Source organism: Streptomyces sp. NPDC007088, from assembly GCF_042869355.1.
GTDB lineage: Bacteria > Actinomycetota > Actinomycetes > Streptomycetales > Streptomycetaceae > Streptomyces.
Genome location: NZ_JBIAFO010000026.1, coordinates 44,117 through 68,895, shown reverse-complemented (window position 1 = coordinate 68,895; position 24,779 = coordinate 44,117). Strand labels below are relative to the sequence as shown.

Below are 24,779 nucleotides of genomic sequence, written 5' to 3'. Positions count from 1 at the left end.
GCGTGACTCGTTGGGGACCGCGCGGAGACCAGCAGCACCTCGTCGCGCTTGCCGGCCTAACCCCGGCGCCGCCTACCTTCCTCATCGTCACCGACCCGCTCCCTCGCAGCGAGGTCCCCGGGTTACCGGGCACATCCGCCCCCTGCAACTCCACTCACTCTCATGGAATTGACATGTACTCGACATCTCTCGGGCTGGTTCATCTCCACTTCCACAAGGCCCGCGAAGCCGTTGCACGCGCACTCGCTTCCCAGACCGGCACCACGAACGACATCAGCGCCGACCTCGCCCTCAAGGCCGCCCTCGACGCCTACGACCTCCCCTCCGAGTTCTGGTACACCGGCGGGGGCTGCACTGCCCGGTACGTCTCCTTCGCACCCGACGGCGACATCTCCGAACACGCGCTCCACATCGTCATCACCGACGACGCCTCGGTTGACCACCCCATCGCTGCTCACAGCGGGTGGCTCGCCATGTGGTACGGCCCAGAATTCGACGGCTACGCCGACAACGAGCTCTACAACAGCGAGTTCTCGCTGCAGAACCCCACGCTCGCCGACATGGCCCATGACAGCGCCAGCTGCGCGCGCGCCATCCGGGCCTGGCACGACGGCGCAGCCACCCAGTGGACCCGTAACGAGGTGAGCCTCGAAGGTATCGCGGGCCCCTACCGCTGCCAGACCCGCTCTGAGCACTGGGACGGATACTGCGCCCCCCGCTTCACGCACGCTGTGATGCGGCAGATCTGCGCCGACACGCAGACCGCGCACCGCGCGGGCGAGTGGAACTCACCGGCCCACTTCGAAGGCAACACGGTGGTGATCGTGACGCCGTCCGGCCGCACCGAGGTCCTCCCGGACGCGGACGGCCACTACCGGCCCGGAGCGTTCTACTGGCCCTGGACCGAGTACACCGACCTAGATGTCGCACCGGTGACCGAGCTCGTCCGCACCATCCGGTGGAAGTACGAACGCCAAGCCGACTCCTGGACCGTCATCACCGCCGATCACGGATGGCGAACGAAGGTCATCGACGTCCTGACGACCCCCTCGTCTCAGACCGCGCCGCACGTAGCGGACGCCCTCCGCAACGTCCTCTCCAAATCGGCCCTGTCCTCGTACGAGGTCACCGCCGACGGCCCGGGCGACGCCGCAGCCGCTGTTCGCGCGCACTGCGCGGCCGCCCGCGCCGATCGGGATCCGGACGCCGCCGTCGCGGTCTTCGACCTTCCTGCCGTCCAGTTGCCCGGGACCAGCGCGTAGCACCGCGGCAACACCCGCCCGCGGGGCGCCCACGGCGGGCCGACCAGGCCCGGCCACCACCCCGCTCACCCGCCGCCCCACCAGGGAGACTGACGTGAGGACGAACAACGCACTGAGCGCCGTCGAGCTGATCCGCTGTGCCGGCAAGGCCGCCACCGCCTTCCGGGCGGCTCAGCACGCCCTTCGAGAAGCACACGACGAACACGGAGCCGCCCAGGCCCAGCTCAATCACTGGAACGACCACGTCCACGCGCTGGGCGGACCAGACTGCGCCTCCCCGGCGCACTCAGCGCTCCTCGCCGCCACCCACGAACTCCAGGAGGCAGAACAGAAGGTCCGCAAAGCCGAAGCCAGACTGCACCGCACCTCCGCGACACTTCAGGGACACCGACCAACGCTCAACCGGTACCCCCTCCCACGCAACCGGGTACGCGCCACCACCGTGCTCCTTGACCGCCTTGCCGATCATCCCGTCGACCTGATAGGGGCCGCGGATCAGATCATCATCCAGACGTCGGCGGGGAAAGACTCGATCGTGGCCATGCACCGCACGGTGACCGCGGCCAAGGCCGCAGGCTGCCTCCACAAGGTGCGCGCCATGCACTGCGACCTTGGATCCGCCGAGTGGCCAGGAGTTCGGGAACTGGCCCGCCGGCAGGCCGAGCGCTACGGGATCCCGTTCCTGGTCGTGACCCCCGGCGGCGGCTTCCTGGGTATGGTCGAGAACCGTGGCCAGTGGCCCGACGCCAAGCGGCGGCTGTGCACCTCCACGCTGAAGCGCGATCCCACCGGCCCCGTCATCACCGAGTGGGTGGCGGAGCTCGGCCTCGACCGCCAGGCCATCGTGCTCAACGTCATGGGGGTCCGCGGAGCCGAGTCCGTCTCGCGCGCCCTGAAGGCACGGTTGGCCCTCGACACCCGGACAACCAGCGCCAACCGGCTCGTACTGACCTGGAACATCATCCACGAACTGTCCGAGCAGGAGGTATGGAAGGAGATCGCTGCCAACGGCCTGGAATACCACCCCATCTACGACACCGGACTACCCCGGCTCTCCTGCGTCTACTGTGTTCTCGCCGGGCCGGAGTGGCTGATCCTGGCCACCCGGGTGTGCTTCGCCCTCGAGCTACCGCTCCCGGAGACCTACGCCGCCCTGGAACGACGGATCGGCCACAGTTTCAAGCAGGACTTCACCCTGAACGCCATCATCGCTGCGGCCCGCATGCTTGACGCGCTCGACGGTCCCGTCACCTGGCGCCGCGGCGACGCCCTGCGCCGGCACCTCGGGCCGGCTGCCGCCGACCAGTACCTTGCAACCCTCACCAGCTAGCCCACATCCCATACGGCGCGCAGCGCCAACTCACGAAATGAGCACCTCTGATGCCCAGTTCCATGACCGCAACCCCGGCCGAGGACGAGACCGAGTTCCACCCCGGCCACAGCCCCATCCTCGAGCCGCCCGAAGGACCGGAAAGCGCCCTCGCCTGCATCTGCGGCGGTCTCCTCGAACTCAAGCCGGCCGACAAGCCCGCCCAAATGGACCGCTACCACGAGCACTTGAAGGAGGTCCGCCACGAGACCACCCCCTCCTAGCGACGACCAGCCGGCCCCGCTGGCCCGTGCCCCCTGGCTGTGCACCGACACGGATGCACCGCCAAGGGGCACCTGCGTGTCGGCCGGCGACGCGCCCTCCACCTTCCGAATCCGGTCCCGTACGTCGGTCACTTCAGTCCCTCCCGCGGCGGATCCAAGACCCAGGCCGGTGACCACTCCGTTGCCCCCGCCCCGCCGCGGCCGCGACGAATCCCGGGAGGTGGGACGCCTCATCCGATCACGGCCCCACCGTGCGGGACAGGACGCCGATCACGGCGGCAACCGGTCACGCAGACAACAGGCTCGCCTTGTCGCTGGGAGTGCCGCCTCGGTAGAGGCACACGCGGAGATGTCCTGCGGAGTCGAGGCCGGTGACGAGGGTGTGTCTGGAGTGGTGCTGCCGACGCCGGACCAGTTGGTGGTCAGGTCGGCGAGGCGGATGCTGCTCACAGTCGGTGTCCTCACTGCTCGGTGGCGCTGCGGTCGGCGGTCACTCGCCGTACCAGTAGCGGACGGCGAGCCCACTCAGTCCGGTCACCGCGAAGAACGTCAGGGCGGCGATCAAGAAGCGGACCCAGCTCAGGTCCTGGGCGCCGTCGGTCAGGACGATTGCGGCGAACGCGCCCAGGCCGAGCACGACTGGGGCAGTCGCGGCGGCGATGTGCTCTGCATCCATGGTTGGTGTCCTCACTTCTCGGTGGTGGGGTCGGCGGCGTCCTGTTGTGCCTGCCATTCGACGCGCAGGTTCCGCATGTCGTTGCAGATGCCGTCGTAGATGCCCCTGGCTCGGATGTATGCCTTGCGGGCGTTCTCGGCGTCCGCTTTGAGGCGACGCATCATCGCCTCGTACTCTTCGGGTGTCATGGTGTCCTCACTTCCCGGTGACGTGCAGGCACTTGGCGCAATTAACCGGGGTGTCCTCGTGGTACATGATGTGGGGACCCTTGGGGTCAAGCCACATGCGGCAGGCGGCCCTGTAGCCCTCGGCGCGGGAGCCGCTGACAGCGTGGACGGGGTCGGTCCCTGCGTGTCGGGCCCGGAGGGGGAACTCAGAAGTCGGCATTGCGGGTGTCCTCACTTCTCGGGTGGTGGTTGGCAAGACGGGCGAGCATCGAAGTGTGGTCGCCGACGCTGGTGACGAATGCGCCGCAAGGCCCGTAGGCCGTGGTCCGGGTCGGCAGGAACCGTTGGTCGTGACCGTCCGGGGGGATGAGGAGGGAGCCTCGGAATCCGCTGTCGCTGGGAGTGCCGCCTCGGTAGAGGCACACGCGGAGATGTCCTGCGGAGTCGAGGCCGGTGACGAGGGTGTGCCCGTCTGGAGTGGTGCTGTCGACGCCGGACCAGTTGGTGGTCAGGTCCGCGAGGCGGATGCTGCTCACGGTCGTGTCCTCACTTCTCGGTGGTGGGGCAGGGGCACCGTTGTTGCGGTTCGGCGTCACCAGCCGCCATCGATGGCCTTCTGGCACTTGGCGCAGGTGATCGGCTCGTCCTCGCCGAGAAAGTTCACGCCCGACTCGCTGTAGCTCTTCTTGCAGGCGGTCTTGACGGCCAGCCCGGACCCCAACTCGGCGCCGTGCACGGCGGTGCTGCGGCGGTTCTTGACCCGGTCAGGCCAGTGCCGGACCTTGATGACGAGCCCGGCGGGCTCGGCGGTCTTCTGCTGCGGGGCGGCGCTGAGAATGGCCTTGGGCCCCGGCTGCGCCTCAAGGGCGCCGCGTCCCTGGGACTCCAGCTCGGCGAGTCGCAGCAGGTCGCCAGCGGCGCGGTTGGTGAGGCCGTACTTCTTGCGCAGCCACGCGGCGGCCAGACGCAGGGTCTCTTCCCTGATCTCCGTTTTGATGTCGCTCATGGTGTCCTCACTTCTCGTTTCGTTTGTGGTGGGCATGTCGGCGGCCAGCCGTTCGCGCCGGGCTCGCTGCCGCTGGGCGCAACCGTGCGACGGCAGGGTTTCCAAGGTCTTCGTACGGACCACGGTCCCGCAGTCCGAGCAGGGGATCTTGCCCGTCCGCCACCAGTCCCGCTCTTCGTTCTCGATCAGCGCTTCTTCGTGGATGCGCTCCATCTCCGCACTCATGGTGTCCTCACTTCTCGGTGATGCGGTCGGCGGCCACGAGGGGCACAGGGTTGCACCGCGACTGGCCATGATCAGTTCTCGTCTTCCAGTTCGTCGAGGGCGACACCGCAACGCCGGCACTGGTACCCGAAGCCGTCATCCCAGAAGTCGTGTTCGGGGTAACTGCCGTTCTTGCTGTAGCACTCGTCCTTCATTGGTCACGCCTCACTTCTCGATCGTTCGGGGGGTAGCGGCCGTCTCGCTCCGCATGATCTTCTCGGCTTCGCGGCTGGCTTCGATCTTGGCGGCGCGGCGGAGGAGCTCCGTCACACGCTGTTGCAGGCGCGTCAGGTCCCCGACGGTGCTGGCGGCGTCAGGGTTCTTAGCGATGACGGCCATCAGCTCGGCGGCGTAGTCGGCGTCCCGACTGAACTTCTCCTGCTCGCTGGTGATGATTCGGGCGTAGAAGTCCACGGTCGTGCTGTCCATGGTCGTGTCCTCACTTCTCGTTTGTGGTGGGCATGTTGGCGGCGGTCCAGTCGCTGTACTCGCCGACCGGGTCGAGGAGCACGTCCACGTCATTCTCACCGTCGGCCTCGACGTTCCACTGCACCCCGGTGACGAGGTAGTAGTTCTCGTCCGGCATGCGGAAGGTTTCGCCGATGCGCGGGACGGCGGGAAGGACATGGCGTTCGGGGTCCTGTGTGCCGACGTACAGCGATGCTTTGACGGTGCCTGCGGGTTGAACGGAGTGGGCGGGCCCGATGACGGCGAGAGTGCGGCCGTGTCGGGTCAGCCCGATGGTCTGCCCGGTGGTGCGGGTGTAGTCGGCGATCTCGCCGAGTTTCGCGCGGGCGGCTTCGATGCGAGTTGCTGAAGGACTACCGCAAGCAAGCCGACGAAGCCGAAGAACCCGCCCGCGGCCGAGGCAAGGCCCCCGCCATGCGCCTCATCACCCTCCGGGAGATCGTCGCCAAATGCGACACCGACATCTTCGGCCTCCGTGATCGCGCCATGCTCCTTCTCGGGTTCGCCATCGCCGCCCGCCGCGCCGAACTCGCCGGCCTCCGCCTCCGCAACATCCGCGACGACGACAACGGGCTCCTCATCGATGTCCGCGTCTCCAAGACCGAACCGCGCACCGTACCCGTCCCCTACGGCACCCGGCCCGAGACCTGCCCCGTCCGTGCATGGAAAGCATGGGCCGCCGCCGCCCACATCGTTGAACCGGACCGGCACGCGTTCCGCCGCGTCCACCACACCGGCGCCGTCCAACCGCACGGCCTCAGCCCACAACGAGCCAGCGACCTCATCACCGCGGCTGGGCTCCGCGCGGGCTGCGAGGAACTGTTCACTGGTCACTCCGTCAGGTCCGGTCTCGCCACCGAAGCCCGCCGTAAGGGCAAGGACCGCAAGGCCATCGCCGCAATCACCGGCCACAAAGAGAACTCGAAGGTCCTCGACGGCTACATGCAGATCGTCGACCAGTGGGACGAGAAGGACAACGCTCTCGTCGGGATCGGTCTGTGATCGGCGAGTTCCACGTTACAGTCCAGTTCGCCGAGGGCGGGCCAGCGGTAACGGGCACGTGGACGAGCGAGGCGACCGCGCTGCGGAAGTTCCGCGAGTTCATCGGCTCCCACGGCTCGATGGAGGGGGTCACCATCACGCTGTGGGAGGGGACAGTGCGGGGGTGGACCCGCCTACAGCCCTGGTCGCCTGAGACACCCGAGGCGCGTTCGTGACGTAGTCCTCGTAGGGCTGTGGTCTAGCCGTTGAGGATGGCGTTGATGGTGACACGGCTCAGGTGCGTGATTTCGTGGAGACGGCTCTTGGTGACACCGTCGGCGTATGCGGAGCGAATGATCTCGTCACGGCGGCCAGCCAGGGCCGCCCATCCCGCCGCAGTCTTCTCGGCCTCCACGGCGCGGTGCCCCGTGGAGTGGGGAGTGAAATCGGAAGGGGCGAAGTCGCGGACCCAGCGGTCGGCTTCCTCCCGGGAGATTTCCCGTTCGTCGGGGGTCCAGGTGGCGAGGACGACCGCCTCCGCAGCGACACCGGCAGCGCCTTCGATCAGTGGCCCGTTGGGGCCGTCCGGCCGGAATGCGGCGGGCATCCTGGCCAGGCAGTAATCCTCGATGTACGTCTGCCAGTCGGCGGGGGTGAGGTCGGGCTGGGCGGCGACCTCGTCGGGGTCGTAGCCAGCGTCCGGGTCGGGCATGCGGACGTCAGCGAGGTCGAGCATGCTCTCGCGCACGTACTCCGACAGGACGTCGAGGGCGCACCAGAGGTCGCTGTAGAGCTCGGCGAAGGGGCGGTAGCCGGAGCGGGCAAGGCCGTCCGGGGTCATGGCGATCAGGTACTGGTAGAAGGGGTGGAGATCGGTGGTGCCCGGTGTGGTTCGGGCGTGGGCGATGTGGGCCTCGATGTCAGCGGCGGTGAGAGGGCTGATGGGGGTGTCGTTGTGTGCGCTGAGTGCGGCGGCGAGCTTGGCGGACATGACGGTGATGGCCTCTGCGTTCCTCATGTACAGAACTGTACGCGTACAGTTCTGTACATGCAAGCCGCGCTGGCTACTGGGGCGCGGAGAGCCAGCCGGTGAGGTCACCCATCGGGCTCGTCCCAGAGTCCGATTTGGGCGATAGTTCCGACGGAGAGCCAGTCGGCGGGATCGCTCATCAGACGGGGTGATCGCCTCGGGCTGCGGCGTCGTCCTCGACGAGCCGGGCGAGGACAGGGCATTGGGTGAGGAGGGCGGCCTGCTGGACGCGGGCGCGGAGCATTTCGGACTCTTCCTCCGTGGCGCGGGTGACGCCAAAGCGATGGCTGCCGTGCTGGGCGGCCAGGGCGACCAGGCGCTCAATGGCGGAAGCGATCTCCAGCGACAGAGCTGCCATTTCGACCTCGGCGTCGGTTGCCTGCTGCGTTGCCTTGAGCGGTCGCCCCGTGTCTCTCACCATGCGGGAACTCTAGCCCGCCTCCGGTTCGTCCCAGAGTCCGGTGTGGGCGATGGTGTCGGCGGTGACGGGTGGGGTGCGTTGGGCGAGGAGGGGGTGGGTGTCGGCCATGGCGCGGACGAGTTCGTTGGGGAAGCGGGAGCGCAGGGGGAGGCGGAGGCGGGAGAGGAGGAGGTAGGCGAGGAGCCGGTCGCGTTCGGGGGCGATAGTGTGGTTGCTGTTCCAGGAGCCGACGACGGCGAGGAAGATGGCGCGTTCGCGGGGGGTGAGGCGTTGGGGTGCGGTCGCGTCGCGGTCGACTCCGGAGCGCAGGGCGGTGAGGTCGGGGGCGTGCTGGATGACGCGCCGGTTGCGGGCGGCTTCGTAGTACTGGGTGAGTGCGGTGATGCGCCGGTCGTGGCTGCGTGCGATGTCGGGGTGTCGGGTCCGTTGAAGGGCCGGCTGTGCAGGTGGGGGGGGAGGTAGGTCTCGGACCAGGCGGCGATGTGTTCGGGTCCGATGTTGTAGGGGTGGACCTCGGGGTTCCTCTGGTGGGCGCACCAAGCGAGCCAGGAGGCATGTCGAGGCTCCGTTCTCTGCTGTAGTTAAGCGGAGCCATCGTCCTACGGTGCCCGGGCGCCGGCGCGCGGCCGCGAATTTTCGGATCCGCCTCGCCCTCGGCCGAGCCTGCTGGCCGACGCTGTCGGACCGTACCGCAGATTTCAGGCCGAAGGGAGCCTGAATTGCCGTCAGGGCTGCTCGGCGAGCCGAAGCCTCGTACGAGCGCCTGCACGGAGGACTGTCCAGGGCAGAAGACTTGACGGCGTACCGCACCTTGGTGGCGCCGGAGGGGTAGGCTGGTCACAATCATCAGCCCTGGAGGGTTTCGCATCACTACCACCCCCGGGATACCAATGTCCGAGACGACCACCACCATCACGCCTGTGGCACGCATGATCGCCGACTGGGTCGAGGGCTCGCCCGATGATTCCCGCCACAAGCGCCGCGTCCGTCTGCTGACCTACAGGCGCGCGGGCCAAAACCGCTATGGGCTGGGCATGCTTCTCGTACGGGCCGCGTCCGACCTGGCATTGCAAGGCCAGAACCCGGGCCCGGAGTCGACGGCCTGGAAGAAGCTGATCTTGCCAGGTCGCCCGTACTGGGAGAACCGGATGTACCTGGCCGCCACCGTGCTCCAGATCCTTGACGAGCGGCACGTGGACGTGAGCACCTACCGTGTGTCTCTGGAACTGGCGCGAGAAGAAGCTGCCGCCCTGCTCGGAGAGATGGCATTCGCCACCGACGACCCGGAGGCCAAGGCCGTGGACTGGACATCAGGAATGGACGAGGAGCATTTCTTCGGAGCCGCGTAGCTGACCCGCACCGAAAAGTTTCAGTAGGCAGGCCCTTGACCTGGGTACTGGAATCTTCGGTGGGGTGGACGACCCCGAGCGCGATGAGCCCGCAGGCGTGAAGCGCTTCCTCGCGCTCCATCGTGTAGACGCCGAGCCCGTGGACGTTGAGCGCGGCCACGATCCGTTGTGCCTGCCGCCGCCGCGCCCGCCGGATACCGAGCGGGGCGGCCTTGAGTACGGCCCGCCGGCACAGCCGGTGTATGAGCAGCTTCTCGGTACGCTGCCACCGGCTCATGTGGCGGTCGAACTGCACACCGATGCGGCCGCTCTGCTCTGCGGTCCGCCACTCGGCCCAGGCCGTCAGGTACGCCAGGGTCACGGCCACGACGGCCGCGTCCTGGCCCCGGCGCTGCAGGAGAGCGTCCACCGCGTCCCAGTCGGGAGCGGTGGCACCCAATGCGGCGACCCCGGCGTCGGCGCGGTCTCTTCCCCCGTCCTCTGGAGACGGGGTCACAGCGACTCCTGCGGCCGGTCGGCTTGTTTCAGCGGCCGGTCAGCGTACGGGTAGAGCGGACATTGCCGCGCAAGTTCCGGCGCCCGGTCGAGGCGGTCGATCAGGCTCGGCTCACGGTAGTGCCACCGGGCCCAGTCGAGGGCCGCCCGCCTCGTCTGCTCGCGTCGCAGGAGGCCGAGGTCGGGGTGCCACACCACCCAGTCCAGATGACCGTCGCGGCGAGAACGCCACAGCACGAACAGCACGAGCGCGACCACAGCACTCAGCCCGGCCCACGGCAGGGCGAGCAGTGCGGCCGTATCGCAGAGGTCAGAGGGCTGGGCCCACAGCAGTAGCAGGCTCAGGACGGGAGACACCGCCCAGGCGACCCAGTACGCGTAAGCACCGCGCATGACCCGGCGGTACACCATCACGGCGCCGAACAGTGCACCCGCCGCGACGAGTATCGGCCACCGGTGCCCTGAGCCGGCCGCGAGGACGACGCAGACTGCGGCGGTGCCGGTCAGCGAAGCCGCCGTCGTACGGTCCTGCCGATCGCGGGTAGCGGCGGAATGTAGCATGGTCGAGGTCCTGGTCAGACGGCAGTGTGACGGCCGGTGCTGAAGTGCCGAACCATTGGGTCGAAGACCTGACGGCGGACCGCGTGCTCGGCCGCCTCGTACTCTACGGGGTGGTCGAGGTCCGGAGAACCGTCCGGGCGTGACCAGCACCCCGCATGACCAACCTCACCCGGTCACGTGTACACGCGCTGGCGAGGACACAGGCGCAAGAGCTCCCTAGGACATCCACCGCAGAGGAGGCCCCTGCCCTGCCCGGTCGGGAGGCGAGGTCGCGAGACATTGCCACCAGAGGGGCTATCAGCCTTCGGCCGGGGCGACGAGACCTTCCCGGATCTTCTGGATGGCGTCGTACAGCCGCTGAGCCGGTCCGCTGCTGGGGGAGCCGAGATCCTCACGGGCGGCGTCCAGGAGCACTGCCAGGTGCTGCCCGCGGATCTGCCCGGTGGCCGAGCGCCGGGCCTGGACGATGGCCTGGTGCAGCTCCCGCCGGTACACGCCGGGGTGCAGCTGGGCCAGCCGGCCGCGCCGCAGGTCGATCAGTCCGGCCGCACCGTAGAGGTTGCTGCGCTGCCAGGCCGGGATCCGCCGGAAGGCGTCGTCGTCCAGCTCCGGCAGCGGCACCCAGGCGGCTTCGGCGCCGGTCACGGCACGCACGGCGGCGTCCCGGTCGGCGTGCGACGGACCGCGGCCGAGGGCGCGCCGCCGGTGCTCGGCGCTCCACCTCACGGTGTCGCTCTTGCGCCGCTTGACAGGGGCCACGGCACCGATGTCCGCACCGTCGACGAGGACCCGAAAGCCCCCGGTGTAGTGCGGGTCGGGCTCTAGCCGCCACTCGCGGCTGCCGATCGTGCCCAGGTCGACCGGGCCGTCGTCCCGCGCTGCCTTCCGCTCTTCGTCGAGGTGCAGGCACTGCAGCGCGGCCAGGAGCTGTTGTGCGTCCTTACTGCGCCCCAGCGTCTTCGCGTCGAGTCCGGCCAACTGCAGCAGGTCGTCCTCGGTGGGGACCCGTAGGGCGGTGCTGAGGGCAGCGTCCCGGACAGTGGCAGGCAGCTTGGCCCACCGCGGCGCGCTCGCGGTGGCCAGTGGGACCACTGCGGCGACCAGAGTCGTGCGGGTGCCGTCGTCCAGGGCCGTGAAGGGGCGCGCGGCCGTTACCTGCGCGGCGGGGGAGGGGGTGCGGCGTACGCAGTCGCGGACCAGGGCGGCGGCGGCCTTGTCCCGGCCGGTGAAGTGCTTGGCCTCGGACAGCTTCACCGGCATCAGGTTGGCGGTGTGTGCGGACCAGCCGGCACGGGAGGTGCCGTAGCCGGGGTACTCCGGCTTGACGGAGCCGGCCCGCTCCCCGTCGCGTAGCAGGAACCAGCGGCTGTCCGTTTCGTCGTCGTAGCGCACCAAGGACCAGCTGGAGCCGGCGTGACGGCCGAGGTCGACGATGGACACAGGGCGTCGCCGTCCGCCGTCCGGCTCGTCCGGCCCGGCGCCGGCCGCCGATACACCGGCCTGCACGCCGGTGGCCGACGTGCCGTCCTGGCCAGGGTCCTGCGGACTGTCGGTCGCCGTGCTGGGCCGCCGGGCCGCGGCGAGCTCTTCGCGCAGGGCGGCCAGTTCCCGGCGGTACTCCGTGTGCATCTGATTGAGCTGCGCGGTGAGCGCACTGTTCTTCGACTCCAGCTCGCCTTGGTGGCTCTGCAGTTCCTGCATCCTGCTGGTGAGGCCGGTGTTCTCGGTCTGGGCCGCGGCGAGGGCGGACAGGTTCTCCTCGTGCCGCTGCTGGAGCTGTGTCAGAGTTTCGCTCTGCTCGCTCACGCGCCCGCGCAGCGAATCGGTTTCGCCCTGGAGCCGGCCGTGCGCGCCCACTAGGTCCTCGTGCGCGGTCGTGAGCTCCGCGTGCGCACCGGTCAGCGTTTCGTGCTGCTCCGTCAGCAGCCGGCGGAAGGTCTTCTCTTCCTCGTGCGCCGCGCGCAGCGCCTTGTGCTCGGCGTCCAGCGCGGCTCGCGCGGCGACCGCCTCGGAGGCACGCGCGTCCGCCGCGCCCGCTTCTCCCAGCGCGCAGGCCGCCTCAAGGACGGCCGCTGCTTGTTCGGTGCGCGCCTGCTCGGCAGTTGCGGCGCTCTGCTCCGCCTGCTCGATGGCCTCCGCGCGGGCCTGTTCCGCCTCTTGGACCTGTTTCTCGGCCGTGGTGGTGACGTCCTGGATGTGGGCTGCGACCGCAGTGGTGTCCGCGCCTGCCTGCTGGCCCTGCTGCACGGTCTCTAGAGCCGTCAGGACCCGGGGCAGCAGCGAGGCCAGGACCTGCTCCTCCCGGGCGGCCCGCGCGACCGCCGTCTGGACGGGCACCGGCGCGGGCCGGGCGGCCTGCTCCTCCTCCAGCTTCAGCCGGGCCCGGTAGGCGATCTGGCGGTCGCGCGGGTTGTTGTGCTGCACGCAGTACTTGGTCGGTGTACCCGACTTGCCCTCGGTGCGCGGTGCCCAGGCGTCGGTGCAGTCCGGGAAATCGCAGTCCGCGCCCCCGAACCCGGCCTCGATCAGCTTCCTGGCCAACCGCTCGTCTGTGGCGGCCGTCTTGCCGGGCCGAACGGTCTTCTTGGTCATCGCCGCTTTCGCCTCTCAGCCGTTTCAGTTCTCGTCACGATCAACGATCATCGGATCCGCAAATGGGCGACCGGACGCGTTTTCGGTGGTGGGGTCGGCGTCGGCCTGCTGCGCCTGCCACTCCACGCGGAGGTCGCGAAGGCTGTCGGTGATCTGCTGGTATCGGGAGCGGGCCGCGTTGAGTGCCTGACGCGCCTCCTCTGCGGCATCGGACAGGCTGCGCCTTCTGGCCTCGTACGTCTCCTCCGTCAATGGCTCAATCGGCGGGAGGCTTGCCACCTGCTGCTGCGCGGCGGCGAGTTGGGCCACAGCGGACGAGACGTCGTGCGTCACGTCGACACCTCGGGCTTCGCTGGTGGGGTCGGTCGTGTCGTCGTCAGGCTTCTGGTCGTGCGCCAAGTGTCGTACTCCTGGCAGTGCTCGTCGTGCTGCCACATGGCGGGTGTCCTCACTTCTCGGTGTGGTTGTGGTGTCGGTTGACGTGGTTGTTGATGCTTTCGCGGGCGCCTCGGTAGCCGCAGCCGCGTGGGCATTGCTGCCACAGGCCCTTGTCGACGGCGGCCTTGGTGACGGAGTTGGCGTCGTCGGGGCCGTAGCCGTGGGCGTGGAGCATCTGGGCGACGGTGCCGTCGTGGTGGATGGCGAGGAACGCGGCCTCGGCGGTCTTGTCGTGGCCGGCGGCGAAGTAACGGCCGTAGCCGACGGGCTTGCCGCATCCGCACCAGCAGGAGCCGTTGGGCTGAGCGTCGCCGCAACAGCTGGAGCCGTTGGGCTGGGCGTCGCTCACAGCGCCTTCTCCTTCTTCTGTCGGGCGGCGCGAACCAGCATCAGGCAGTCGAGGCACCACCGCTCGCCCTCCTTGTTGAGCTTCAGCGGGATGTTCTGCTTCGCGCTCCGCATGACGATGCCGTCCTCGTCGTTGCACGCGATTCGCTGGAACACGGCGTCGGGGTCCGCGCCGAGGGGCTTGTGCCAGACGAGTTCCTCGGTGACCCCGGCGGGGCCGGTGATGCGTTCCGGTACGGCCAGCATGAGTACCTCCTGGTGCGTTGGGCGGTTCCTGACACCCCGCCACCATAGCTACCCAAGAAACCCTTGGCAACTCTTGAAATTCTTGGACTTCCAAGGATTGACAAGGTTCTTTACGGTGCGTAGCGTCATCTGCATGAACTCAACTCGCCCTCACGCACAGCTTTTTCTGCTCGGCTTCAAGGTCGTCGGGGCCGCCTTCTGGGGTCTCGTCACCCGTGGCTTCGGCCCGCTCGACCGCACCTACGAGCAGGCCGAGGCGGTTCACCACCGTCTGGACAGCGCTGTCTAGTAGCCCCGACTACGTGGGCTGCCCCAAGGAAATCCGGCGGGGCGGCCCGGAGGAGACTCTGCATGTGCTACCAGAGTGGCGGTTTTCGCTTGCCGCTGGAGTTCGTCGCCACGCTCCGCGCCCTGTACAGGGCCGGTGACAGCCAGCTCGCGCCGACCCTGGCCGCTGCCCACGAGGCGGGCTGGACGTACCGGATCCTCGGGAGCGCGATCGGCCTTACCGGCAACCGGATCATGCAGATCGTGCGTAAGAACCACACGGGCACTGCCTTCCCGGTTCCGGCCCTCCCACCACGAAACCCGCGCCCTCATTCGAAGAGACGGCCGGCAGCAGAGCTGAAGCCGGGGCAGGTCGAGGGGCTGCTCGTCGTGGCGGCGGAGGCGGAGGGGGACCACGGCGCGTTGAGGGCAGCCGTGCACGACCACTGGGCACGCGGGGTGCCAAGGGCGCGCCTGGCCGAGGTGCTGGAAATCGATGAGCTGACGGTCGAAACCTACCTCGCGGAGCAGCGGGAGGTAGTGGAGGAGACGTTCAGGCGCCCCCCTTCCCGCGATGAGGTCGCCAGGGCGGAGCAGGTAGAACGGCAGCTGTACGCGCAGCTCAGTGAAGCGACCAAGGCAAAGGCAAAGGCCGACAAAATCGCTCGCGTCAGAGAGGGAAAAGCGGCCAAGCGGCCCCTTCCCGCCCCCAGCCTTCGCCCGAAACGCCTGGCCACGCTGGCCACCAAAAATCTGCGCCCCTTGGAGGGCTACCCCGGCGAGGGCAAACGCTGGTGGGTGCAGTGCAAATTTTGCGACCGGATCTGGCACATGCCCGTGGAGAGGCTGCGCGCCTGCCCGCACAAGGGCACGGGTGATCCCGGGCATCCGCCGCTACCGGTGGTCAAGCGCCGGGTGGAGACGTCGCCCGCCCCGCCGCCTGTCGCGGAAATGAGCATTACCGATCACATCGGCCGGATTGCCTACGTCGTCGTGGTGGACGGCCAGTGGGGTCTGCGCGTGACCCAGTACCCCGGGGTTCCGCAGCTGGGCAGTCACCGCATGCTGCTGTACGCACCGCTTCCCGGGCCGTCCGCGAACGTGGCCGAGGAGCGCCTGCGCGATAAGGGGTGGACGGTCGGTCCTGATGGGTGGGCGAAACCCGTGACGCTGGGGTGGTCCGTCGAAGGGGGGATGGAACGCTTCGCCGACGCCGAGGCCGGGAGTCTGCACGCTCGGGTTTTCTCACCGCTCCTGACGGTGTACGAGGTAGGCCGGGACATGCTCGGGTCGCAGGCCCGGAAGCCGGAAGTGACCGGAGGGAACTTCTTGAAGCGTCACAAGATCCAATCAGCGGCCACCGGGCATGTCGGCCAGCGGAGTTGGGATCTATATCACCGTGCGGAAATCGAAGCCGTTCTCCGGATGCAGGAAGGCAAGTGATCCCCGACTGCGACCCCCAGCTTCCCCCGCACTGGGGGCGAGCCCCGCAGGATCGCTCCTGTGGACGCTCTTAACGTGTGCTACTTCTGGCATGCAGGTGTCCGCGCAAGGAGCCCTCCCGGCCGTCGGCCTCGGAACCAGAGCCGGGAAGCAGGGCTCCTTTGCCAGCGGTTTTCGAGCTGCTTGTAGCGTGCAGAGTATCCGCCGTCGCAGTCCGGACAGGGAGTTTCGTCCAGTCGGTCGGGCATGACGAAGCCTTTCCAGACCTTTTCGAGCGGCCAATCGAAGTCGAGTGGTACACGGCGTACTACGCGTACCATGCGGGTGTCCTCACTTCTCGGTGTTCTTGATGGCGGTCTAGAAGGTCTGTACGAGGCGGTCGGGCATCCGATACCCGACGACCTTGCCGAGCGGCGTCATCATCAGCGGTTCTCCTCCTCGTCGATCCAGGCCCCGGTGCGCAATTCCTCGGCGGGCAAGCCAGGTTTCGATTTCGCCTCCGGAATGGGCCTCAGCCATGTCGTAAGCCCATTCCCGGTAGCTGTAGCCCGGATCGAATACCTCGCCGTCGTCATCCTGATACGGGTCATCCCAGGCGTGCGACTGACCGTCGTGGTCGATGTAGGCCGGGGGCCAGTTGGGCTCGCTCACCGTGTCCTCACTTCTCGGTGGTGCGGTCGGCTAGCCGGGCGAGCATCGAAGTGTGATCGCCGACGCTGGTGACGAATGCCCCGCCAGGCCCGTAGGCCGTGGTCCGGGTCGGCAGGAACCGCTGGTCGTGACCGTCCGGGGGGATGAGGAGGGAGCCCCGGAATCCGCTGTCGCTGGGAGTGCCGCCTCGGTAGAGGCAGACACGGAGATGTCCTGCGGAGTCGAGGCCGGTGACGAGGGTGTGTCTGGAGTGGTGCTGTCGACGCCGGACCAGTTGGCGGTCAGGCCGGCGAGGCGGATGCTGCTCATGGCTGTGTTCTCACTTCTCGTTTACGGTGGGCATGTTGGCGGCGGTCCAGTCGCTGTACTCGCCGACCGGGTCGAGGAGCACGTCAACAGGATGCCCTTCCGGGTCGTCACTACCATGGCCCCATGATCGCGGCGGTGGGAGGCGTCGATCCTCGCGCTCACAACAGAATCGAACCCATTCGAACGCGGGCATTGCGCGTGGGGCGCTTAGTCTTGATCGGCGATAAGCCTTACCTGGACTCGGAAACCGGCGCGGACACGACAACATGCTTACGCGGGTAACTGGCTCGCGCAACGACTTCGCAGGACGGCCCGAGAGCACCGGGGGAGCAGGATGACCGAGGAGATTCCGCAGGGGGAGGGCGGCGAGAACGCCGTGTCGTCGTTCGAGGAGACAGTCCGGCGGCTGCTGCGGACCCCCGAGGCCGAGGCCGCGCGCCAGGGCCTGGACACCGACAGGATCGCCGAGACCCTCATCCGCGATTATCAACGCTCGCTGCTCCTCGGCCTCGACCCGCAGACCGAGCAGCCGGAGGCCGCCGAGACGGAGCGGCTGCTGACCGAGGAGGCCGAACGCCGCGGCGTCACCGTCGACGCCCTCATCGACACCCTGGCCCGCGCCGCCCGCCACCACCCCGTGGCCTACGACCCCGACCTGCAGCCCGGCGCCACCGCCTGGAACCACCGGCGCGGCGGCGTGGAGAAGACCACCGCCGTCTTCGGGACGCCGGGTAGGGGCAAGCAGGCTGCCGCCTTCCTGCTGCGGCAGGGGCTGGACGCCCACGGCGCCTGGTACCGCGAACGGGACGTGACCCGCGACGGCGTGGCGTACGTCGAGTTCTACGTCGAAGCCCCCGGGGCCGGGGAGGGATCCCGTTGACGGATGCCTTTCACTACCCGATGCCGGCTGGTCCGGCGGCCGCGCACACGCGGCCGCCGGAGGGGATCGGCGCGGGCACGGTGCGGCAGCTGCGGGCGGGCCTGGACTTCTACCGCCCGCTGGCGCCCGACAGCTTCCGGCACTGGGCTTACCCGACCTTCGCGGACCTGATCCTCGCGCACGGCCGCCTGTACGCACCGGCCCCGTGGCCCGGCGGACCCCAGCGCCCGGGCGAGTGCTTCGCCGCCGCGCATGCCCTCGCCGATCGGACCGGCTGGACCTACTGCGAAGGGTTCGCGCTCATTCCCTCCTCCGCCGGGCCCGTCCCGCACGGGGTGGGCGAGCACGCCTGGTGCCTGACCGCCGACGGACAGGTCGCCGACCCCGCACTGCCGGACGGCTACGCCACCCTGTACTGGGGCCTGCCGCTGGCCGATGACTTCCGCGCCGAACACCGCCGGGTGCGCGGTGACGACGCCGTGCTGACCTACGGCCACGACCCGATCCGCTCGCAGCTGAACGAGGTGCTGGCCACCGGGCTGCCCAGCACCGCCCTGGCGCCGCACCCGTCCGCTGCCGCACCGACCCGCCCGGAGGACTGAGCATGCTCGCGACCGCCGAACACATCCACCGCGAGGGGCCCTTCGGGCCGGTGGAGACCATCTGGCACCGGCCCGCCGACCCCGCCGCGTGCGACGGAGACTGCGACTACCACCCCATCGCGTGCGGCGACCCGGGCATCAGCGTGCCCGGCGGCCTGCGCGAGGTACCCGACGTCCTCTCCGAGCCGAGGCAGCGCTGGTGCAGGGCCTGTCGGCCGGACATGGCGTCCGACGGTGTCACGCCCGACGAGGCCCAGGCCGGTAAGCGCCCCGCTCCGCCGTTTTCGTCCGCCCCGACCGTGCGCACCGAGGTGACCTGGCGGCGTGATGACGGCGGGCCGCTCACCGACGGCGACTTCGCTGCCCTGGAACGGCTCCTGGCCGCCTACCGCCGGGCGGGAACCTCACGCAGCTGCGACGGCACCGGGTCAGGGGGAGCGGTGAACAGCGACCGGCCGCCCGCCCGGCGGACGCCGCCGCCCGTGAACCCGTTCGTCGACGAGGTGACGGCCCTCGGCCTCGACGCCGGAATCCCCGCGTGGGTTCGCGTGACGCGCCCGCCGCTGGAGAACCTGGCCCGGCGGCAGCCGCCCGCCCGTACCGACGACGGAGGTACCACCGCGTGAACGCCCCCCGCTGCCGCCCGGCGACGAGACGCCGCCTAGGACATGGACGCCTGCCGTCGTGACGCCGGAGCACCTGCGGGCGCTGACCCCGCTCGTCGACGACGAGGGCCGCGACCGCTCCGTGCTCGTCGCCGACCGCGCCGGGAAGCTGACCGTGGTCACCCCGGACACCGCGATGGCCGGCTGCCTGACGGGCGAGCTGCGGCTGCTCGCCACCCGCGCCGACCTCCTCGACGCGGGACTGCGCAAGTCCTGGCAGGCGGGGCGGCTCACCGGCCCGGTCGTCGAGGTCTGCACGGCGGAGGCCGCCTCCCTCAACGCGTCCGAGCGGAGCCTCGCATGAGCCCGCACCGGCCCGAGGCGGCCACCGGCTGGACCGGGGAGCTGGAGCGCGAGCTGCGCCGGTCGATGCCGCCCGGCGCCCTGCTCGGGCTGGTCCTGGAAGCCGGCGATCGCGTGCTGGAGCTGCAACTACTGCGCGTCCCGGCCGCCGTCCGCGGCCACGGCCACGCCGCCCGGGTCCTGACCCGGATCTGCGCGGCCGCCGACGCCCGGAACCTGACCGTGGCGTGCACGCCCACCGACGAGTTCGGCGCCGACCGGGCCCGCCTGGAGAACTTCTTCCGCCGCCACGGCTTCGTGCCGGTCGCCACCGGGGGCCGGCTCTCCGACCACCCCTGGGAGCGGCCGCCCGCGCCCCGCCCCACGCCCGCCACCGTGACCGTCCCGCACCAGGAGCCGCGACCGTGACGTCGACCGATCTCGTCCCCCCGACGCCCGCGCGGGCCGTGGCCCGCCGCGCCCGCGCCGAGGCCGACGTGCAGCTGCCCGGCGGCGGCCGCGTCACCGCCTCCGCCGCCCGTCGGCTGCAGGACCCGGTGCCGCGCAACTCGCGCAGCGCCCGCCAGTCGCGCTGGGACGCGTACGAGAAGTGGTGCGACACCTACGGCTGGGAGATCGACGAGCCCAACGCCGTGCTGTGTTTCCTCGACGACCTCGCGGGCGCCGGTCACCCCGCCACCACGCTCGACGCCCACTTCGGCACCCTGCGGATGCTGCGCTCCATGCACCGCAGCGCGCTCGACAAGGCGGAGATCAAGCTTTGCCTCGCGGTCATCTCCCAGCGCCGCGGCGAGGAGGCCGACGTCCCGCTGGTGGAGCCCGGACCGCTCCAGGCCGACGGCGTCGACCCCGACGAGCTGCAGCGCATGGTGCGCAAGCTGGACCGTACGACGGTGCGCGGGAAGCGGGACGCCGCGGTGCTGCTGCTGGACTGGTGGATGGCCGGCCGCGCGAGCGAGCCGGCCCGCCTCAACCTGTACGACGTAAAGCTCACCGAGGTCACGGTCACCGACAAGCGGACCGGGAAGAAGACCCGGCGCCCAGCGCTGATCGTGAAGATTTGCCGCTCCAAGGCCGACCAGCAGGCCCGCGGGCAGGAGGTGCGCATCCTCGCCCCCGACGACCAGGAGCTGTGCCCGCTGTTCGCGCTGCGGGAGTGGATGGACGTGCTGGCCGACGACGGGCAGCTCACCCCGGGGCCGCTGCTGCGCCGCATCGACCGGCACGGCAACATCGGCGCCAAGGCCGCCGGCCGCCACACCAAGGACGAGAAGCGGCGCGGCGGGATCACCGCCGACACCGTCAACGACATCATCGAGACCACCGCCCAGAAGGCGAAGCTCACTCCCACTCCGACCCCGGAAAAGCGGGCCGCCGAGGCCCTGGCTGCCCGGGAGGCGAAGGAGGCCGCCGGACGGGCGGCCACCGCCGAGGAGTCCAACGCCATCATGAAGGCCTGGCGCGCCGCCCGGCGAGCGGCGCGGGCGGCGGTCCGCCGGATCACCGGGCACTCCATGCGCCGCGGCTGCATCGAGGCCATGCTGAACGCCGGGAACCCCGCCGAGGCGGTCGCCGTGCACTCCCGGCATTCGCCCAGGTCCGCGGCGTTCGACGCCTACCGGCCCCGGAAACGCACCTGGAGCAACAACCCGACCGCGGACCTCGGCCTGGCGGCCTGACGTGCCCGGCGCAAGACACGCACCCGTCGAAAGCGCCCAGCCCGCCCGAAAGGACACCTCCTCGTGGCCTGACCGCCGTCACACTGGCCGACGGCACGCCGGCAGCGGCACACACCGTAGGCACCGGCGGGTATCCCGGCCGGGCCGGATCGTCCCTGACCCGGGACCGTCTCACGGCCGAGGCGCTGCACCTCGTCGAGATCGAGGGCATGCTGAAGGGCTGCCCCGCCGTGCGGGAGGCCGCCCACCCGGAGAACCTGATGACGGAGGAGGGGCTGCACGGCGGACTGTTCGCCCTCATGAGGGTCCTGTGCACCTCTCCCGACTGCCGGGAGTTCGCTGAGCGGACCGAGGAATCGGACGACGATCTCGACCAGGCCGCCGCCGCGGATGTGCGGGCCCGGGCGCTGACGCAGCAGCCCCCGCAGTAACCGGTGATCCCCCGCGCCGAAGGAAACCACGGTCCGTCGCCTGACAGCCGGACCCGGGACGCACCGGACGCGCCGTAACGGGCAGCTGACCAGGGTCCGTTGGTACGCTAACGGTCCGGCGGTCGGGAGTCGAGTCCCGGGCTGTCCGGAGGCAGGGGTCGAGTCCTGCCCGTGGCCGGATCCCCTCGGGTTCCGGCCACGATGCTTGCCGGGTACCCGCGAGGCCTTCGTGCTCAGTTCTGGCTTCGTCGGGCGGCCTCGGCGGAGGTCGGCCCCAGGGGCGGCGGTGACAGCGCTGTCGGTGCCGTGCGCTAGCGTCGTCCCCATGAGCAAGAGCGTTGAGGGCACCCCCTACCATCCCGGTCTGGATGGAAGCCGCCCGGCTGCGCCGTCGCTTCGCGTTCGAGGCCTGGGGCCCGGCGCTCCTCGCGGCCCTGGGCTCCTGTGCCGCGCTCGGAACCGCCGTGTGGGCGGTGACCGACCGGGCCGCTCTCTGGTACGTGACCGGACTGCTCTACCTCGGCTGCGCCGCCGCGATGGCGAACTGGGCCGTCTTCGCCGTCCGGCGGGTGAGGGCCGTACGGTTCGGCATCGTCCAGCAGGCCACGGCCCTGGCCTATTCCTCCTACGGGGCCGACTCCAGGGAGCTGCGTAGCCGCGCGGACGAATTCGAAATGTGGATGGTCGGCTCCGTTCGGGGCGCGGGGGCGGAAGCGGGCGTTCCCTCCTCGGTCGAAGCGCGGCTTCGGGACATGGCCATCGAGGTGCCCTTCGCGGAATTCCTCAGGGCGATCCGGGGCTTGTATCGCTCCTCCCCCAGCATCCGGTCGAGGTCGAACTGATATACCTCCGCGAGGTGATCCAGTGCCCCGGTGAGCACCTCGCCCGTGGGGTTGTCAGACAGCTGGTCAGCGAGTTCCTCGTGCCGGAGGAAGATGTCGGCGTTCGGTACGAGGGCCTCGGCCCACACGCCGAGGCCCGTGATCTCGCCGGTGTCTTCGTCGCGTTCCAGGTACAGCACGGGGTCCTCGTGGGGGGCATCGAGGAGGAGGCTGAGGTTGCTGACGGTGATCTTGGTCTTCATGACGGGGTCCTTTTCGCAGAAGGTCCTGGGGCCGCTAACGGCGTGTCGGCAGCTTTCCGTACCTTGCCTCGATCTCGGCTCGGCAAGAGGTGCAAGTGTTATGCCCGAATCCCCAGGCGAGTACGCCGAAGTGCTGGGGGTCGAGCCAGTTCATGCACGTGCCGCACAGCTCCTGGTGCTTGCTGAGCAGCCGTTCGCAGTGCAGGCGCCAGCCGGTCTTGCGCTGCTTTCCTGCTTTCGTCCTGTCGGTCTCGTGCAGGTTGCGCAACGCTACCCACCGGCGCCCGCCCATACGGTGTCCGCCGGTGGGGTCGTACACCTCGACCTTGTCACCGACCACCCTCATCACGACGAACGGCTTAGCAGGTTGCCAGTGCAGCGTGCTGCACGGGACGTACGTCTGCCACTTCTTCACCGCGAACGGCGGCGTGGTTTCGTGGCGGGTGGGGGTGTTCACCACCTGTTGGCCCAGGAGTTGAGGGTGGGGCGACTGACGTTTGCGATCTGCGCCCACTGCTGCTGGGTGCCATGCTGGCTGGGGTCCTGCTTGATCACGTTGTTCAGGAGGCCGTAGATCGACTTCTCGGCGTTGTGGACCTCCTCCAGCGCGGCCTCGCGGCGCGCGATGGCCATCTCGACGCGCTGGGCGGGGGTGACCTTCGGGGGCTGGAGGGTGTTGGCCATGTCGACGAGCGTGTGGGCGAGTTCGTCCCAGTCGTAGACCTCAGCCCGTGTGTTGCGCCGGACCGAGAGGCGTCTTTCGGTCTCCAGGGCGTCCAGGGCCCGGTCGCGTGTGCCGTACCAGTGGGTCGCCTTCTCCTCGCCCATCTCTTGGTACATCTCCTCGGCGGTGGGCAGTTCGGCAAGCAGTTCCGCGTCAGAGCGGCGGCGGGGGGCGCGCAGCGGGCCGATTTTGCCGTTCGGCTTGAGGATGTGGTGTCCATAGGGCCCGAACATCGGGCGGCCCTCGGCGTCCTGGGGCGGGTAGCCGGTGACGTCGATGTCGGTGTCGGCGTACGGGGAGATCTCGGAGCACGTGTCGTTGTGGTTGACGGAGAGGCCGTTGCCGCCGTGGCGGCAGTAGGCGGGGATCACCCAGTCGAGGTCATACCAGCGCTCGGCGCTGACGCCGTTGTCGGAGAGGTCGGTACGCAGGGCGGAGACGCGCAGCTTGGTGCCCCACTTGTCGTAGGCGGGCTTCAGCGTGTGGGAGATCTTGTTGACGGCCGCACTGAACCGCAGGGTGGGCGTGGATTCGGGAGCCGGGGCGAAGTAGATCCTCATGTAAAGAGACTTTACGTACTCACTTAATCTATGTAAAGTAGTTTTACGAACCAGTTGATCTCGTTCCGATGATGCTGTGTGGACCCCACGTCAGCTGTCCGTCACACATGCACACCACCGGGCAGTGCCGGCACGAATGAATGAACCTGTGCGGCACGAACCCGCAGGGGCCGCTCGTAAGAGTCCCCCACCCCGCTCCAACCGGCCGGAAGGCGCCGGCCCGCGCGGCCTGAGAGCAGTCGCACCGCAGTTGTCGCAGGTGAGGAGAGGCTCGCGGTAGTCCGTAGGCATGGCAGCATTTCACTGAGGGCGGTGGCCCCGGCCGTGGGGGAGCCGGGGCCACCATCCTCATTCGGAGGGCAGGAACTGCCACAACCCCGGCCGCCGCATCTGTGTGGTGTCGGCGGGGATCGGCACGGGCGCCGGGCACGAGATGCTGTCTGCCTGCGGAGTCCGTGTCCACGTCCACGCGGGCTGCCGTTCCAGGCCCCGGCGCAGGTTCTTGTCGAGGGTGCCTCTCGCGTACTGCCGCCGCCACCAGTCGGCATGACGGCCGAACTCCACACCGTCCTCGGTGCGCGCGCCGACGGGGATGCCGGTGTGCCCGTACTGCTCTCCGAACGCCCTGATGGCGTCCAGTACCGGACCGGCGTCCTCCACGCCGCGCCGGGCGGCGACTTTCCGGCGCTGCTCAGGCCGCTGCACCTCGCGCGCCCAGTCCTGGGCGAGCTGCTTGTCTGTGCGCAGGTCGAGTTTGAGGCTCTCCAGACGCTGCCGGATATGGCGAGCTGATCGAGGCGCTCTAAAAACTTGCGCCAGGTGGCCGCCCGCTTCGACGCTTCCGGCCGGGGAGTCGGAGTCAGGGACCGGATGGGCACACCGCCCGGCCGCCTCGTCCTGCCCGACCACGTCGCGCACAGCCTGCGGATGCTCTCCGAGCCGTCACAGCCTACTGACTGCGCGACGGCGCGGTGACGTCGCTGAGGGCGCGTCGCCGTTCGCGGCGCGGTCCCTCACGGCGAACCCGCCCCGGCCCGCCGGTGCCCTTCTTGGGCGGCAGTGCGACCGGTTCCTTGCGACGCCGACTTCGGACGCCTCGTCTTCTCCCCAACCCCCTCCCGGCCAGTCGAGGTTGCCTCGGACCTCCGTACGGAAGGGTGCGGTGGACCGTCCCGCGCAGTCGGCCGCCTGGTGGGACGCCGGGCCAAGTGGCCGACTCACCGCCTGGAACCCGTGCCGCCCTTAGGGCGCAACATGCTGCCCAACGCGCCGGTGGGTAGCACA

The 24,779-nt window shown here is 69.5% G+C and carries 35 protein-coding genes; 15 read left to right on the top strand and 20 right to left on the bottom strand.

Going from position 1 to position 24,779, the window contains the following annotated elements; all coding sequences use genetic code 11:
* The first annotated feature begins 173 nt into the window (after positions 1–173).
* The 3 genes from ACFYMP_RS28915 (at position 174) to ACFYMP_RS28905 (ending at position 2,855) form a co-directional block, all read left to right on the top strand.
* Positions 174–1,262, top strand: a complete 1,089-nt coding sequence (locus ACFYMP_RS28915) for a hypothetical protein (RefSeq protein ID WP_388863089.1) — start codon at positions 174–176, stop codon at positions 1,260–1,262.
* A gap of 94 nt (positions 1,263–1,356) precedes the next feature.
* Positions 1,357–2,592 carry a phosphoadenosine phosphosulfate reductase family protein gene (locus ACFYMP_RS28910; protein WP_388863088.1) on the top strand — a complete coding sequence of 412 codons (1,236 nt, stop codon included), beginning with the start codon at positions 1,357–1,359 and terminating at the stop codon, positions 2,590–2,592.
* 50 nt (positions 2,593–2,642) lie between these two features.
* On the top strand, positions 2,643–2,855 hold the full coding sequence (locus tag ACFYMP_RS28905; RefSeq protein ID WP_388863087.1) for a hypothetical protein: 213 nt from the start codon (positions 2,643–2,645) through the stop codon (positions 2,853–2,855).
* A gap of 490 nt (positions 2,856–3,345) precedes the next feature.
* On the opposite strand, the gene ACFYMP_RS28900 is transcribed toward ACFYMP_RS28905, so the two are convergent.
* The 7 genes from ACFYMP_RS28900 to ACFYMP_RS28870 all read right to left on the bottom strand — a co-directional run bounded on the left by ACFYMP_RS28900 (position 3,346) and on the right by ACFYMP_RS28870 (position 5,554).
* A complete protein-coding gene (locus ACFYMP_RS28900; RefSeq protein WP_388863086.1) occupies positions 3,346–3,531 on the bottom strand; it encodes a hypothetical protein in 186 nt (61 codons plus the stop codon).
* An 11-nt stretch (positions 3,532–3,542) separates the two neighbouring features.
* A complete protein-coding gene (locus ACFYMP_RS28895) occupies positions 3,543–3,719 on the bottom strand; it encodes a hypothetical protein (RefSeq protein ID WP_388863085.1) in 177 nt (58 codons plus the stop codon).
* A gap of 185 nt (positions 3,720–3,904) precedes the next feature.
* The gene (locus tag ACFYMP_RS28890) at positions 3,905–4,234 is read right to left on the bottom strand and encodes a hypothetical protein (protein WP_388863084.1); all 330 of its coding nucleotides are present in this window, start codon (positions 4,232–4,234) and stop codon (positions 3,905–3,907) included.
* Positions 4,235–4,290: 56 nt separating this feature from the next.
* The gene (locus ACFYMP_RS28885; RefSeq protein ID WP_388863083.1) at positions 4,291–4,929 is read right to left on the bottom strand and encodes a hypothetical protein; all 639 of its coding nucleotides are present in this window, start codon (positions 4,927–4,929) and stop codon (positions 4,291–4,293) included.
* A gap of 71 nt (positions 4,930–5,000) precedes the next feature.
* Complete coding sequence (locus tag ACFYMP_RS28880; RefSeq protein WP_388863082.1) at positions 5,001–5,123, bottom strand: hypothetical protein; 123 nt, start codon at positions 5,121–5,123, stop codon at positions 5,001–5,003.
* A gap of 10 nt (positions 5,124–5,133) precedes the next feature.
* Positions 5,134–5,397: a hypothetical protein gene (locus ACFYMP_RS28875; protein WP_388863081.1), complete on the bottom strand. Its 264-nt coding sequence runs from the start codon at positions 5,395–5,397 to the stop codon at positions 5,134–5,136.
* Between the two features lie 10 nt (positions 5,398–5,407).
* Complete coding sequence (locus ACFYMP_RS28870) at positions 5,408–5,554, bottom strand: hypothetical protein (protein ID WP_388863080.1); 147 nt, start codon at positions 5,552–5,554, stop codon at positions 5,408–5,410.
* A gap of 296 nt (positions 5,555–5,850) precedes the next feature.
* Here ACFYMP_RS28870 and ACFYMP_RS28865 point away from each other — a divergent pair, with 296 nt between their 5' ends.
* Complete coding sequence (locus tag ACFYMP_RS28865) at positions 5,851–6,438, top strand: tyrosine-type recombinase/integrase (protein WP_388863079.1); 588 nt, start codon at positions 5,851–5,853, stop codon at positions 6,436–6,438.
* On the top strand, positions 6,435–6,653 hold the full coding sequence (locus ACFYMP_RS28860; RefSeq protein WP_388863078.1) for a hypothetical protein: 219 nt from the start codon (positions 6,435–6,437) through the stop codon (positions 6,651–6,653). Before ACFYMP_RS28865 ends, ACFYMP_RS28860 begins: the two co-directional genes overlap by 4 nt.
* Positions 6,654–6,676: 23 nt before the next feature.
* On the opposite strand, the gene ACFYMP_RS28855 is transcribed toward ACFYMP_RS28860, so the two are convergent.
* The 3 genes from ACFYMP_RS28855 to ACFYMP_RS28845 form a co-directional block, all read right to left on the bottom strand.
* On the bottom strand, positions 6,677–7,435 hold the full coding sequence (locus tag ACFYMP_RS28855) for a hypothetical protein (RefSeq protein WP_388863077.1): 759 nt from the start codon (positions 7,433–7,435) through the stop codon (positions 6,677–6,679).
* 151 nt (positions 7,436–7,586) lie between these two features.
* Entirely contained in the window at positions 7,587–7,868 is a 282-nt protein-coding gene (locus ACFYMP_RS28850) for a hypothetical protein (RefSeq protein WP_388863076.1), read from the bottom strand.
* A 9-nt stretch (positions 7,869–7,877) separates the two neighbouring features.
* The gene (locus tag ACFYMP_RS28845; protein ID WP_388863075.1) at positions 7,878–8,405 is read right to left on the bottom strand and encodes a hypothetical protein; all 528 of its coding nucleotides are present in this window, start codon (positions 8,403–8,405) and stop codon (positions 7,878–7,880) included.
* Positions 8,406–8,758: 353 nt separating this feature from the next.
* Between ACFYMP_RS28845 and ACFYMP_RS28840 the strand changes: the two genes are divergently transcribed.
* Entirely contained in the window at positions 8,759–9,217 is a 459-nt protein-coding gene (locus tag ACFYMP_RS28840; protein ID WP_388863073.1) for a hypothetical protein, read from the top strand.
* A gap of 492 nt (positions 9,218–9,709) precedes the next feature.
* On the opposite strand, the gene ACFYMP_RS28835 is transcribed toward ACFYMP_RS28840, so the two are convergent.
* The 5 genes from ACFYMP_RS28835 to ACFYMP_RS28815 all read right to left on the bottom strand — a co-directional run bounded on the left by ACFYMP_RS28835 (position 9,710) and on the right by ACFYMP_RS28815 (position 13,897).
* Positions 9,710–10,273, bottom strand: a complete 564-nt coding sequence (locus ACFYMP_RS28835; protein ID WP_388863071.1) for a hypothetical protein — start codon at positions 10,271–10,273, stop codon at positions 9,710–9,712.
* A gap of 297 nt (positions 10,274–10,570) precedes the next feature.
* Entirely contained in the window at positions 10,571–12,865 is a 2,295-nt protein-coding gene (locus ACFYMP_RS28830) for a hypothetical protein (protein WP_388863070.1), read from the bottom strand.
* A gap of 24 nt (positions 12,866–12,889) precedes the next feature.
* Complete coding sequence (locus ACFYMP_RS28825; protein ID WP_388863069.1) at positions 12,890–13,264, bottom strand: hypothetical protein; 375 nt, start codon at positions 13,262–13,264, stop codon at positions 12,890–12,892.
* Positions 13,265–13,313: 49 nt separating this feature from the next.
* A complete protein-coding gene (locus tag ACFYMP_RS28820) occupies positions 13,314–13,652 on the bottom strand; it encodes a hypothetical protein (protein ID WP_388863068.1) in 339 nt (112 codons plus the stop codon).
* Positions 13,649–13,897 carry a hypothetical protein gene (locus tag ACFYMP_RS28815; protein ID WP_388863066.1) on the bottom strand — a complete coding sequence of 83 codons (249 nt, stop codon included), beginning with the start codon at positions 13,895–13,897 and terminating at the stop codon, positions 13,649–13,651. Before ACFYMP_RS28815 ends, ACFYMP_RS28820 begins: the two co-directional genes overlap by 4 nt.
* Before the next feature lie 133 nt (positions 13,898–14,030).
* On the opposite strand from ACFYMP_RS28815, the gene ACFYMP_RS28810 reads away from it, so the two are divergent.
* Positions 14,031–14,186: a hypothetical protein gene (locus ACFYMP_RS28810; protein WP_388863064.1), complete on the top strand. Its 156-nt coding sequence runs from the start codon at positions 14,031–14,033 to the stop codon at positions 14,184–14,186.
* A 62-nt stretch (positions 14,187–14,248) separates the two neighbouring features.
* The gene (locus tag ACFYMP_RS28805) at positions 14,249–15,607 is read left to right on the top strand and encodes a hypothetical protein (RefSeq protein ID WP_388863062.1); all 1,359 of its coding nucleotides are present in this window, start codon (positions 14,249–14,251) and stop codon (positions 15,605–15,607) included.
* Positions 15,608–15,964: 357 nt separating this feature from the next.
* Here the strand turns inward: ACFYMP_RS28805 and ACFYMP_RS28800 are convergent, their stop codons facing one another.
* Positions 15,965–16,258, bottom strand: coding sequence for a hypothetical protein (locus tag ACFYMP_RS28800; RefSeq protein WP_388863060.1), 294 nt, complete (start codon positions 16,256–16,258; stop codon positions 15,965–15,967).
* A gap of 643 nt (positions 16,259–16,901) precedes the next feature.
* On the opposite strand from ACFYMP_RS28800, the gene ACFYMP_RS28795 reads away from it, so the two are divergent.
* The 7 genes from ACFYMP_RS28795 (at position 16,902) to ACFYMP_RS28765 (ending at position 21,127) form a co-directional block, all read left to right on the top strand.
* Positions 16,902–17,447: a hypothetical protein gene (locus tag ACFYMP_RS28795; protein ID WP_388863058.1), complete on the top strand. Its 546-nt coding sequence runs from the start codon at positions 16,902–16,904 to the stop codon at positions 17,445–17,447.
* On the top strand, positions 17,444–18,049 hold the full coding sequence (locus tag ACFYMP_RS28790; protein WP_388863056.1) for a hypothetical protein: 606 nt from the start codon (positions 17,444–17,446) through the stop codon (positions 18,047–18,049). The genes ACFYMP_RS28795 and ACFYMP_RS28790 overlap by 4 nt, the downstream gene beginning before the upstream one ends.
* 2 nt (positions 18,050–18,051) lie before the next feature.
* The gene (locus ACFYMP_RS28785) at positions 18,052–18,675 is read left to right on the top strand and encodes a hypothetical protein (protein WP_388863054.1); all 624 of its coding nucleotides are present in this window, start codon (positions 18,052–18,054) and stop codon (positions 18,673–18,675) included.
* Between the two features lie 58 nt (positions 18,676–18,733).
* A complete protein-coding gene (locus tag ACFYMP_RS28780; protein WP_388863052.1) occupies positions 18,734–19,018 on the top strand; it encodes a hypothetical protein in 285 nt (94 codons plus the stop codon).
* Positions 19,015–19,425, top strand: a complete 411-nt coding sequence (locus ACFYMP_RS28775) for a hypothetical protein (RefSeq protein WP_388863050.1) — start codon at positions 19,015–19,017, stop codon at positions 19,423–19,425. Before ACFYMP_RS28780 ends, ACFYMP_RS28775 begins: the two co-directional genes overlap by 4 nt.
* The gene (locus tag ACFYMP_RS28770) at positions 19,422–20,696 is read left to right on the top strand and encodes an integrase (RefSeq protein ID WP_388863048.1); all 1,275 of its coding nucleotides are present in this window, start codon (positions 19,422–19,424) and stop codon (positions 20,694–20,696) included. The genes ACFYMP_RS28775 and ACFYMP_RS28770 overlap by 4 nt, the downstream gene beginning before the upstream one ends.
* Positions 20,697–20,905: 209 nt before the next feature.
* Entirely contained in the window at positions 20,906–21,127 is a 222-nt protein-coding gene (locus ACFYMP_RS28765) for a hypothetical protein (protein ID WP_388863046.1), read from the top strand.
* Positions 21,128–21,752: 625 nt separating this feature from the next.
* On the opposite strand, the gene ACFYMP_RS28760 is transcribed toward ACFYMP_RS28765, so the two are convergent.
* The 4 genes from ACFYMP_RS28760 to ACFYMP_RS28745 all read right to left on the bottom strand — a co-directional run bounded on the left by ACFYMP_RS28760 (position 21,753) and on the right by ACFYMP_RS28745 (position 24,413).
* A complete protein-coding gene (locus tag ACFYMP_RS28760) occupies positions 21,753–22,211 on the bottom strand; it encodes a hypothetical protein (protein ID WP_388863044.1) in 459 nt (152 codons plus the stop codon).
* A 34-nt stretch (positions 22,212–22,245) separates the two neighbouring features.
* On the bottom strand, positions 22,246–22,668 hold the full coding sequence (locus ACFYMP_RS28755) for a hypothetical protein (RefSeq protein ID WP_388863042.1): 423 nt from the start codon (positions 22,666–22,668) through the stop codon (positions 22,246–22,248).
* A complete protein-coding gene (locus tag ACFYMP_RS28750) occupies positions 22,665–23,495 on the bottom strand; it encodes a hypothetical protein (RefSeq protein WP_388863040.1) in 831 nt (276 codons plus the stop codon). The genes ACFYMP_RS28755 and ACFYMP_RS28750 overlap by 4 nt, the downstream gene beginning before the upstream one ends.
* Before the next feature lie 348 nt (positions 23,496–23,843).
* Positions 23,844–24,413: a hypothetical protein gene (locus ACFYMP_RS28745; RefSeq protein ID WP_388863038.1), complete on the bottom strand. Its 570-nt coding sequence runs from the start codon at positions 24,411–24,413 to the stop codon at positions 23,844–23,846.
* Positions 24,414–24,779: the final 366 nt, after the last annotated feature.

Bases quoted from the DNA above. Each gene is read 5' to 3' on its own strand.
- ACFYMP_RS28915 (WP_388863089.1), top strand. From the start codon at position 174: ATGTACTCGACATCTCTCGGGCTGGTTCATCTCCACTTCCACAAGGCC.
- ACFYMP_RS28905 (WP_388863087.1), top strand. From the start codon at position 2,643: ATGCCCAGTTCCATGACCGCAACCCCGGCCGAGGACGAGACCGAGTTC.
- ACFYMP_RS28900 (WP_388863086.1), bottom strand. From the start codon at position 3,531: ATGGATGCAGAGCACATCGCCGCCGCGACTGCCCCAGTCGTGCTCGGC.
- ACFYMP_RS28895 (WP_388863085.1), bottom strand. From the start codon at position 3,719: ATGACACCCGAAGAGTACGAGGCGATGATGCGTCGCCTCAAAGCGGAC.
- ACFYMP_RS28885 (WP_388863083.1), bottom strand. From the start codon at position 4,929: ATGAGTGCGGAGATGGAGCGCATCCACGAAGAAGCGCTGATCGAGAAC.
- ACFYMP_RS28880 (WP_388863082.1), bottom strand. From the start codon at position 5,123: ATGAAGGACGAGTGCTACAGCAAGAACGGCAGTTACCCCGAACACGAC.
- ACFYMP_RS28875 (WP_388863081.1), bottom strand. From the start codon at position 5,397: ATGGACAGCACGACCGTGGACTTCTACGCCCGAATCATCACCAGCGAG.
- ACFYMP_RS28870 (WP_388863080.1), bottom strand. From the start codon at position 5,554: ATGCCGGACGAGAACTACTACCTCGTCACCGGGGTGCAGTGGAACGTC.
- ACFYMP_RS28865 (WP_388863079.1), top strand. From the start codon at position 5,851: ATGCGCCTCATCACCCTCCGGGAGATCGTCGCCAAATGCGACACCGAC.
- ACFYMP_RS28855 (WP_388863077.1), bottom strand. From the start codon at position 7,435: ATGAGGAACGCAGAGGCCATCACCGTCATGTCCGCCAAGCTCGCCGCC.
- ACFYMP_RS28850 (WP_388863076.1), bottom strand. From the start codon at position 7,868: ATGGTGAGAGACACGGGGCGACCGCTCAAGGCAACGCAGCAGGCAACC.
- ACFYMP_RS28840 (WP_388863073.1), top strand. From the start codon at position 8,759: ATGTCCGAGACGACCACCACCATCACGCCTGTGGCACGCATGATCGCC.
- ACFYMP_RS28835 (WP_388863071.1), bottom strand. From the start codon at position 10,273: ATGCTACATTCCGCCGCTACCCGCGATCGGCAGGACCGTACGACGGCG.
- ACFYMP_RS28830 (WP_388863070.1), bottom strand. From the start codon at position 12,865: ATGACCAAGAAGACCGTTCGGCCCGGCAAGACGGCCGCCACAGACGAG.
- ACFYMP_RS28815 (WP_388863066.1), bottom strand. From the start codon at position 13,897: ATGCTGGCCGTACCGGAACGCATCACCGGCCCCGCCGGGGTCACCGAG.
- ACFYMP_RS28810 (WP_388863064.1), top strand. From the start codon at position 14,031: ATGAACTCAACTCGCCCTCACGCACAGCTTTTTCTGCTCGGCTTCAAG.
- ACFYMP_RS28805 (WP_388863062.1), top strand. From the start codon at position 14,249: ATGTGCTACCAGAGTGGCGGTTTTCGCTTGCCGCTGGAGTTCGTCGCC.
- ACFYMP_RS28795 (WP_388863058.1), top strand. From the start codon at position 16,902: ATGACCGAGGAGATTCCGCAGGGGGAGGGCGGCGAGAACGCCGTGTCG.
- ACFYMP_RS28785 (WP_388863054.1), top strand. From the start codon at position 18,052: ATGCTCGCGACCGCCGAACACATCCACCGCGAGGGGCCCTTCGGGCCG.
- ACFYMP_RS28775 (WP_388863050.1), top strand. From the start codon at position 19,015: ATGAGCCCGCACCGGCCCGAGGCGGCCACCGGCTGGACCGGGGAGCTG.
- ACFYMP_RS28765 (WP_388863046.1), top strand. From the start codon at position 20,906: ATGCTGAAGGGCTGCCCCGCCGTGCGGGAGGCCGCCCACCCGGAGAAC.
- ACFYMP_RS28760 (WP_388863044.1), bottom strand. From the start codon at position 22,211: ATGAAGACCAAGATCACCGTCAGCAACCTCAGCCTCCTCCTCGATGCC.
- ACFYMP_RS28750 (WP_388863040.1), bottom strand. From the start codon at position 23,495: ATGAGGATCTACTTCGCCCCGGCTCCCGAATCCACGCCCACCCTGCGG.